Annotated in this window: 6 protein-coding genes; all 6 read right to left on the bottom strand. The window is 73.5% G+C overall.

Annotation, left to right across the window (positions count from 1 at the left end; all coding sequences use genetic code 11):
* Positions 1 to 199 precede the first annotated feature (199 nt).
* The 6 genes from A6V29_RS19965 to manA all read right to left on the bottom strand — a co-directional run bounded on the left by A6V29_RS19965 (position 200) and on the right by manA (position 8642).
* A complete protein-coding gene (locus A6V29_RS19965; protein ID WP_137161930.1) occupies positions 200 to 1933 on the bottom strand; it encodes an LpqB family beta-propeller domain-containing protein in 1734 nt (577 codons plus the stop codon).
* Complete coding sequence (gene mtrB, locus A6V29_RS19960; protein WP_249933370.1) at positions 1930 to 3648, bottom strand: MtrAB system histidine kinase MtrB; 1719 nt, start codon at positions 3646 to 3648, stop codon at positions 1930 to 1932. The genes A6V29_RS19965 and mtrB overlap by 4 nt, the downstream gene beginning before the upstream one ends.
* Positions 3649 to 3673: 25 nt before the next feature.
* Positions 3674 to 4390, bottom strand: a complete 717-nt coding sequence (mtrA, locus tag A6V29_RS19955; RefSeq protein WP_137161929.1) for an MtrAB system response regulator MtrA — start codon at positions 4388 to 4390, stop codon at positions 3674 to 3676.
* 155 nt (positions 4391 to 4545) lie between these two features.
* Positions 4546 to 6042, bottom strand: a complete 1497-nt coding sequence (gene ahcY / locus A6V29_RS19950; protein ID WP_137161928.1) for an adenosylhomocysteinase — start codon at positions 6040 to 6042, stop codon at positions 4546 to 4548.
* 194 nt (positions 6043 to 6236) lie between these two features.
* Positions 6237 to 7376, bottom strand: coding sequence for a GmrSD restriction endonuclease domain-containing protein (locus tag A6V29_RS19945; RefSeq protein WP_170977977.1), 1140 nt, complete (start codon positions 7374 to 7376; stop codon positions 6237 to 6239).
* A 90-nt stretch (positions 7377 to 7466) separates the two neighbouring features.
* The gene (gene manA / locus A6V29_RS19940; protein ID WP_137161927.1) at positions 7467 to 8642 is read right to left on the bottom strand and encodes a mannose-6-phosphate isomerase, class I; all 1176 of its coding nucleotides are present in this window, start codon (positions 8640 to 8642) and stop codon (positions 7467 to 7469) included.
* Positions 8643 to 8651 lie beyond the last annotated feature (9 nt).

Genomic DNA, 8651 nt, shown 5'->3' with positions numbered 1-8651 from the left:
GCGCGGCGTGGCCAGGTGCGGCCGGGCCAGCAGGCCGGCGCAGCTCCGGCACAGGACGACGCCGGGCAACCCGCAGCCGGCGCACGTCCGCGGCAGCACGAGGTCGGCCAGCGCCGACCACACCGCCCCGACCACCCGCCCAGCCTCGGCGGTGGGCGGCCCGGGTCCGGCGCGGGCGAGGAAGTTGTGGATCCGCTTCCTAGAGCGGGAAGAAGGGCGCTGACCCGGGCAGTGGCCCGCGGCCCCGGATCAGCGTCACCCAGGAGACGCCCGACCGCTGCCAGAGGAAGCCGTTCGCCACGACCAGGGGCTGGCGCCCCGGTGCCGCGGCGAGCGAGGTCGGTTCCCCCGGGAGCCCGTTGGTGCGTTCCCGGAGCAGCCCCCAGCCGTCGACCCCGACCGAGTACGGCCCGATGCGGCCCTCCCCCGTGTCGCCGAGCGCCCACAGCTCCCCGGCGGTCCGCCAGGCCACGTCGACGACGCGGCCCAGCGACGGCGCCACCTCCCGCAACCCCCGGACCTCGACGATCCCGGCCGGGTCGGAGCGCACGACGGTGCCGAGGTAGAGCCGCGACCCCTCCGCCCCGGCGATGACCACGGCCGCGCGCACCCCGTCCGGCGAGAGCTCCAGCACCTGCACGCGCCCCAGGTTGGGGAGGTCAGGCGCGACCACGCCCTGGGCGGCCGGGGCGCCGGCGGGTACGCGGAGGATCTCGGTGCCGTCGCGAACCGTCCACGCCTCCGTGCCGGTGGCCGCCACGGTGGGCGGGGTGAAGGCCCCACCGACGTGCGGCAGCGGTGAGAGGTCGCCCCCGTAGGGCCCGGCCCACAGCCGCGCGCCGGCGGGGTCGGGCCGCACGCCGAACACGACGGTGAGCTCCCTGGTCCGGGTGTCGGCCGCGACGGCGGCGGACGTGAGCCCGTAGCCCCCGTCGCCGACCTGGCCCGGGGCGGGCGCGCCCTCCGGGAGCGTGCGCAGCACGCCGTTGTCCAGGTAGTGCCCCACCGCGTCCACCGGAGCGGCGTCGGGATCGAACTGCGCCCAGTCGTCGGTGGTCTGCTGCCGCGGGACGTCGTCGGGCCGCACGACCTCGCCCTCGATGCTGATGGTCACCGAGGTGATGCGGAAGTCGTCCAGCTGCTCGAGGGTCCAGGTGATCTGGGCGCAGAGCTCGGCCAGCGCCGGGCCGGGCTCCACGTCCACGTCGACGAGGTCGACCACCGCGGTCTGGCCCTCGATGGTCACCGTGCGGGCCAGCTGGGCCCCGGCGAGCGGATTGCGCACGCCCGGCGCCAGGGCGGCCGACGGGCCTTCGAGCAGACGCTCCACGAGCGCCGTCGGCTGGGCCTCTCCGCTGATCAGGTGGCGCGGATCGGGCACCAGCCGCTGGCCGGTGGGGTCCAGGAAGTAGGCGTCGAGGGTGTCGTAGAGCCGCTCGAAGTCGAGCTGCAGCATGATCAGCCCGTCGGGCGGGTTGGTGATCCGCCACTCGCCGTCGATCTGCACGAGGCTGAACTGGCGGGTGAAGGACTCCGCCCCGGCGACGGCGAACACCCCGCGCTCGTCGATGGTGCCGACCAGGTTGGCGCTGACCGCGACGGTGCCGGCCTCGGACGCGACGGTGGCGTAGTCGCGGCTGATGATCCAGATCTTCCCGGCGTCGGACCACGACGCCGCCGCGTCGGGCGTGAGGTGCTCCACGGCGACGGGGTGCCCGCGCACGGTGCTGGCAGAGGCGTCGATGAAGCCGCGCACGATCTCCTCGGGCGTCGCGCCCGTGATCGGCGAGAGCGGCTCGGTGATCACGTTCGCGGAGGGCCGCTCCGGGGCCTGGGTGATCTGGACCGTCGGGGACGACGTCGGCACGATCGAGCAGGAGGTGAGCCCGAGCACGGCCACCGCGAGCAGCGGGACGACGGCGCGCCGGTTCATGCCGGGCTCCCCGGGCGGCGCAGGGTGGTCGGCCGCAGCGGCAGCGGCGAGCTGGTGAGCTCCCCGCCCACGGTCAGCGGCACGGTGAGCCGGAACTGGGCGCCCGACCCGGGCTGCCCCCACACCTGGAGCCAGCCGCCGTGCAGTCGGGCGTCCTCCAGGCTGATCGACAGGCCCAGCCCGCTTCCCCCGACGCTGCGGACCCGGGACGGGTCGGCGCGCCAGAAGCGGTCGAAGACGTGCTGCGCGTCGGCCGAGCTCAGCCCGACACCGTGGTCCCGCACCGTCACCGCGGCGGCGCTGCGGCTGGCGGCCAGGGTGATCACGACGGGTCGGCCGGCGCCGTGCTCGATCGCGTTGCCGACGAGGTTGCGCAGGATGCGCTCCACCCGGCGCGCGTCCACCTCGGCGACGACGTCGTCGTCCGGCCGGTCGACGACCAGCTCGCACCCGTGCCGCTCCGCGAGGGCGTACATCCCCGCCGCGACCCGCGCGACCAGCGCGCCCAGGTCGGTGGGCTCGGCCTCCAGGACGGCGACCCCGGCGTCGTAGCGGCTGATCTCGAGCAGGTCGGTGAGCAGGCCCTCGAAGCGGTCCAGCTCGGCGCGCAGCAGCTCGGCCGAGCGCGCCACGTGCGGTGGGAAGTCCTCGCGCGCCTCGTGCAGCACGTCGGCGGCCATCTGCACGGTGGTCAGCGGGGTGCGCAGCTCGTGGGAGACGTCGGAGGTGAACCGCTGCTGCAGCTGCGACAGGCTCTCCAGCTGCGTGATCTGCCGCTGGAGGCTGTCGGCCATCGCGTTGAAGCTGGTGGCCAGCCGGGCGAGGTCGTCCTCGCCCCGCACCGTCATCCGCTCCTCCAGCTGCCCCTCCGCCAGCCGCTGCGCGGTCCCCGCGGCCCGCCGCACGGGATCGACCACCAGCCTGGTGACCAGGACCCCGATGCCGACGACGAACAGGGTGAGCGCGAGGCCGCTGATCAGCACGGTGCTGCGGATCAGCGACAGGCTCTCGGCCTCCTGCGCGAGGGGGAAGACGTAGTACAGCTCGGTCCGCGCCACGCCCGCCGTGTCGACGGTCACCGGCGCCCCGAAGACCAGGGATGCCTGCGGGTCGCCGTTCTCGTCGGGGATCTCGTCGTACTTGTAGGACTGGTTCCCGGCGTCGACGTCGGCCCGCAGGTCGTCGGGGAGCGACTGGTAGATGAACGACCTGCTGGAGCCCGGGATCTCCCGCTCACCGGTCCGGTAGATCATGACGACGTCGAAGTCGCCCGCTGCCCCGCCCCGCTGGAGCAGCGCCCGGCCGGTGCGGTCGAGGGTGGAGCGCACCGACGAGGCGTCGCCGGTCGCGATGCTCACGACCTCGCCCTGCGCCTCGACGACCCCGGCCTGGGCCTGGTCGATCGCCGCCTGGCGCTTGACCGACAGGAGCTGGTCGCGGATCTGGCTGAACAGCACCATGCTCACGATGATCACGACCGTGCCGGCGACCACCATCGTGATGGCCCCGATGCGCACCTGCAGCGACGAGCGCCAGGCGTGCACGGCGCGCCGCACCCAGGGGCGGGTGGTCCGGAGCAGCCAGCGGCGGAGGGCGCCGCCGCGCCGGCGCAGCCGTCGTGCAGCCGCCGCCGCGCCGCTGCCCAGCGGGCGCGAGGGTTCCGGCGGGGGCCCGGTCGTGCCGGGCCCCGCAGGAGGCGTCCGGGTGGCGGTCACGCACCCATTGTCGGGCAGTTCCGGCTCACGGCGGCCCGGCCTTGTAGCCGACACCCCGGACCGTCAGCACGATCTCGGGCCGCTCCGGATCCTTCTCGATCTTGGCGCGCAGCCGCTGCACGTGGACGTTGACCAGCCGCGTGTCGGCGGCGTGGCGGTAGCCCCACACCTGCTCGAGCAGGAGCTCGCGGGTGAACACCTGGCGGGGCTTGCGGGCCAGGGCCACCAGCAGGTCGAACTCCAGCGGGGTGAGGGCGATCGGCACGCCGTCGCGCGTCACCTGGTGCGCCGGCACGTCGATCTGCACGTCACCGATCGACAGGCTTTCGGCCTGCCCCGTCTCCCCGCGGCGCAGCTGCGCGCGCACCCGGGCGACGAGCTCGACCGGCTTGAACGGCTTGGTGACGTAGTCGTCGGCGCCGGCCTCGAGCCCCTGGACGACGTCGATGGTGTCGCCCTTGGCGGTGAGCATCACGATCGGCACCGTCGACTGCGTGCGGATGTCCTGGCAGATCTGCAGGCCGTTGCGGCCGGGCAGCATCAGGTCCAGCAGCACCAGGTCGGGGCGGGTCTGCTGGAAGACGCCCACGGCGCGGTTGCCGTCGGAGACGAACGCCGGTTCGTAGCCCTCCCGGCGCAGCACGATGCCGAGCATCTCGGCGAGGGCGGCGTCGTCGTCGACGACCAGGACACGGCCACGACTGGGCCCGTTCTGGGGAGCGGTAGGCGGCACGATCCCCATTCTCCCCTGTCACGCAAGGAAAGCGGCCCACCCATCCGGGTGAGCCGCTTTCCCTACTACCTGACGTGCGGAAACAGCCCTGGTCTGGGCTGGAACCGGCCCCCTCCCAGGGACCCACTCTGAGCCTGCGAAGGGTGGGGAGGGAGGGGGTCCTTTCAGTAGCGGTAGTGGTCGCTCTTGTAGGGGCCCTCGACCGGGACGCCGATGTAATCGGCCTGCACCTTGGTCAGCTCGGTCAGCTGCACACCGAGCGCGGGCAGGTGCAGCCGCGCGACGTGCTCGTCGAGCTTCTTCGGCAGCACGGTGACGGTGGGCTCCTTGCCCTCGTAGGCGGCGCGGTTGTTCCACAGCTCGATCTGGGCCAGCACCTGGTTGGAGAACGAGGCGCTCATGACGAAGCTGGGGTGGCCGGTCGCGTTGCCGAGGTTCAGCAGGCGGCCCTCGGAGAGCACGAGGATCGTGTGGCCGTCCTCGAACCGCCACTCGTCGACCTGCGGCTTGATGTTCGTCCTCACGACGCCCGGGGTCTTCGCCAGGCCGGCCATGTCGATCTCGTTGTCGAAGTGGCCGACGTTGCCGATGATCGCCTGGTGCTTGGTCCGGCCGAGCAGGTCGGCGGTGATGATGTCCTTGTTGCCGGTGGTCGTGATGACGATGTCGGCCTTGCCGATGACCTCCTCGAGGGTGGTCACCTCGTAGCCCTCCATCGCCGCCTGCAGGGCGCAGATCGGGTCGATCTCGGTGACGATCACGCGCGCACCCTGGCCGCGGAGCGCCTCGGCGGCGCCCTTGCCGACGTCGCCGAAGCCGCAGACGACGGCGACCTTGCCGCCGATCATGACGTCGGTGGCGCGGTTGATGCCGTCGACCAGCGAGTGCCGGATGCCGTACAGGTTGTCGAACTTGCTCTTGGTGACCGAGTCGTTGACGTTGATCGCCGGGAAGAGCAGCCGGCCGTCGCGGGCGAGCTCGTAGAGCCGCATGACGCCGGTGGTGGTCTCCTCGGTGACGCCCTTGATGCCCTCGCCGATGCGGGTCCAGTAGCCCTTGTCCTCGGCGAAGGTGCCGCGCAGCACGTCGAGGATGACGCCGTACTCCTCGGAGTCGGCGTCGGTGGTGTCGGGGACGACGCCGTCGGCCTCGAACCGGGTGCCGAGGTGCACCAGCAGCGTGGCGTCACCGCCGTCGTCCAGGATCATGTTCGGCCCGATGATGTCGCCGTTGTCGTCCCGGAACTCGAACAGCCGCTGGGTCGCCCACCAGTACTCCTCCAGCGTCTCGCCCTTCCACGCGAACACCGGGACGCCGTTGGGCCGCTCGGGCGTGCCGCCACCACACGCGATCGCGGCAGCGGCGTGGTCCTGGGTGGAGAAGATGTTGCAGGAGACCCAGCGCACGTCGGCGCCGAGAGCGGTGAGGGTCTCGATGAGGACGGCGGTCTGCACGGTCATGTGCAGCGAGCCGGCGATCCGCGCGCCGGCCAGCGGCTGGCTGTCGCCGTACTCCTCGCGCAGCGCCATCAGGCCGGGCATCTCGTGCTCGGCGAGCTGGATCTCCTTGCGGCCGAAAGCGGCCAGGGAGAGGTCGGCGACCTTGAAGTCGGGCTCGCCGGTGGGCGTGGTCAGCGAACGGGTGCCAGTGCTGGCGGTCATGGAGGCTCCAGGTGGGGCCCGGCGCGCGGCCGGGCGATGCAGTCGGATGCAGGGTCGCTTCGATCCCCGGTTGCCGGGGAGAGCGAGCATGCCGAGGCTTCGGCGGGGCTCGTGCCGTTCCCCAGGATAGACGAAGGACCCCGTCCTCCTCACCCCTCGCACGCTCGGGGCGAGCCTCTGGACGGGGCCGACGCTCAGGTCTCGCAGCCGACGCCGTCGCCGTCCCTGTCGAACTTCGGCTGCCAGCCCGGGTCACCGGCCCGGATCGGAGCGGCTCCGGCGGCCTTCACCTCGGTGCAGTTCGCGTAGGACACCGACGGGGCGGGGGCGGGCGCCGAGGCAGGAGCCGGGGCCGGGGCCGGTGCCGGCTTCGGCGCGGGGGCCGGAGCGGGCTTCGGCGCGGGAGCGGGGGCCGGGGCGGGTGCCGGGGCGGGCCGCTGCGGCAGCACGGCCACCACTCCTCCGGGCAGCGGCTCGGCCGGGCAGGAGCTGAGCACCGTGGCCATCGTGTTCTTCTCGGCCTGGGTCACCCACGCGCCGTAGCGGACCTTCACCGCGACCTGCCGGGCGACGTAGGCGCAGCGGAAGGACCGCGCCGGCGGCAGCCAGGTGGCGGCATCGCCGTCGCCCTTCTGCATGTTCAGCGGCCCGTCGACGGCGAGCAGGTTGAGCGGGTCGTTGGCGAACTGCGTGCGCTTCGCGGTGTCCCACTGCTGGGCGCCCTTCTGCCAGGCGTCGGACAGCGCGACCACGTGGTCGATCTGCACCGCCTCGCTGGTGCCCTGGCCCCGCTGGAAGGCGATCGTCTTCCCCGAGTAGGGGTCGACCAGCGTGCCGGTGAGGACGACGCAGTTGCGCGTGCCCGGCTTGAACGTCTCGCCGGTGAGGTCGCGGGCCAGCACGTCGTTGCGGGTGTCGCAGCCGTTGCGGTCGGTGTCCACCCACCCGTTGCCGAAGAGGTCGCGGTCGTACCCGGTGCGCGGGGCCCGCCCCTTGACCTCGAGCGCGGCGAGGGCGGCCAGCGCGGACGTCGGCTCGGCGGTGGCGACGACGGCGTCGGTGTTGCCCGCGTCGAGCGCGGTGCCGGCGAGGCCGTCGGCGGGAACCGCCTCCTCGGCGGTCTCGAGCTCCGCCAGGGCGGCCTCGGCCGCGGCCGCCGCCGCCTCGAGCTCCGCCTCGCTGAGCGTGGGCGCCGCGGCCTCGGTGGCCGAGGTCGCCGCACGCTCGTCGGTCGCCTCCGCGTCCGCGCACGCACCCAGCAGGGCGACGGCGAGCAACGGCGCGACCACCGCACGGGCGGCGCGGCGGGCACGTGCGGGCAGGCGGACGGACATGACGACCCCAGGCGGAAGACGACGGCGCCTCGGAACCTAGGCAGGCCGCGCGCCGTCCCGGTCCGCGACACGCAGGCCGCGGCCGCTGGGTCAGGTGAGGTTCGTCGTCGCGCGGTAGAGCACCGCGGGACCGCGCGCGCTGACCGGTGTCCCCGCGGGCACGAAGGCCGACTCGCCCTTCTGCAGGGTGAGCTCCTCGTCGGCCGAGGCGAGCACCGCCGTGCCCTCGGTGCACAGCAGCAGCTGCGGACCGCGGGTGGTCAGGGTGCCCGCCTGCTCGCCGAGCTGGCAGAAGGTGACGTCGAAGTCCGCCACCGGGACGGGGTAGCGCAGCCCGCCGGGACCGAGCACGGGATGCAGCACCGGCACCCGGCCGTCGGTGAAGTCGAGGACCTCGATCAGCGCCGCCAGGTCGACGTGCTTGCCGGTGAGCCCGCCCCGCAGCACGTTGTCCGAGCTGGCCATGACCTCGACACCGGCCCCGGAGAGGTAGGCGTGCAGGTTCCCGGCGGGCAGGAAGACCGCCTCACCGGGAGCCAGCTTGAGGTGGTTGCACATCAGCGAGATGACCACGCCGGGGTCGCCGGGGTAGGTCTCGGCGAGCGAGGCCGCCCAGCGGTAGGTGTTGATGAACTCCGGGTCGTGGGCGGCGACGAAGCCGGCGGCGGACACCGCGACGGCGGAGACCAGCGCCTCCCGCTGCTCGGGGGGCAGCGCCAGCAGCTGCGGGATCGCCGCCCGCAGCCCACCGCGCGCCAGCGCGGCGATGGTGGGCTTGAGCTCGGGCACCTGCAGCTTCGCCAGGCAGTGCAGGGATTCCTCGACCGGCCGGAAGCCGCACAGCGCCTCGACGGGCGTGAGGGCGACCAGGATCTCCGGCTTGTGGTACGGGTCCTTGAACGTGCGCGTCGGGTCGTCGCGCAGCACGCCCGCGGCCTCCTCGGCGGCGTACCCGGCCTGGGCCTGCTCGGTGGTGGGGTGCGCCTGCAGCGAGAGCGGCTGGTCGGCGGCGAGCACCTTCATGAGGAAGGGCAGCCGGGCGCCGAACCTGTCGACGACGTCGCGACCCATGAGCTGCTCGGGCTCGGCGGCGATGGCCTTGTCCAGCGGCACGCCGTCGGAACGCACGCTCGGCTCGTCGGGGTGGGCGCCGATCCACAGCTCGGCGTGCGGCTGGTCAGCCGGCGAGGGCCGGCCCAGCAGCTCGGGGATGACCGTGTGCGACCCCCACGGGTAGTGACGCACCGCGTTCTGAAGCTGCCACATCGGCTCAGG

The organism is Blastococcus sp. CCUG 61487, from assembly GCF_005222955.1.
In the GTDB taxonomy this organism is placed as follows: Bacteria; Actinomycetota; Actinomycetes; order Mycobacteriales; family Geodermatophilaceae; genus Blastococcus.
This window is presented reverse-complemented; position numbering and strand designations above follow the sequence as displayed.

Coding starts and splice junctions, on each gene's coding strand:
- A6V29_RS19965 (WP_137161930.1), bottom strand. CDS start 1,933: ATGAACCGGCGCGCCGTCGTCCCGCTGCTCGCGGTGGCCGTGCTCGGG.
- mtrA (WP_137161929.1), bottom strand. CDS start 4,390: ATGGGGATCGTGCCGCCTACCGCTCCCCAGAACGGGCCCAGTCGTGGC.
- ahcY (WP_137161928.1), bottom strand. CDS start 6,042: ATGACCGCCAGCACTGGCACCCGTTCGCTGACCACGCCCACCGGCGAG.
- A6V29_RS19945 (WP_170977977.1), bottom strand. CDS start 7,376: ATGTCCGTCCGCCTGCCCGCACGTGCCCGCCGCGCCGCCCGTGCGGTG.
- manA (WP_137161927.1), bottom strand. CDS start 8,642: ATGTGGCAGCTTCAGAACGCGGTGCGTCACTACCCGTGGGGGTCGCAC.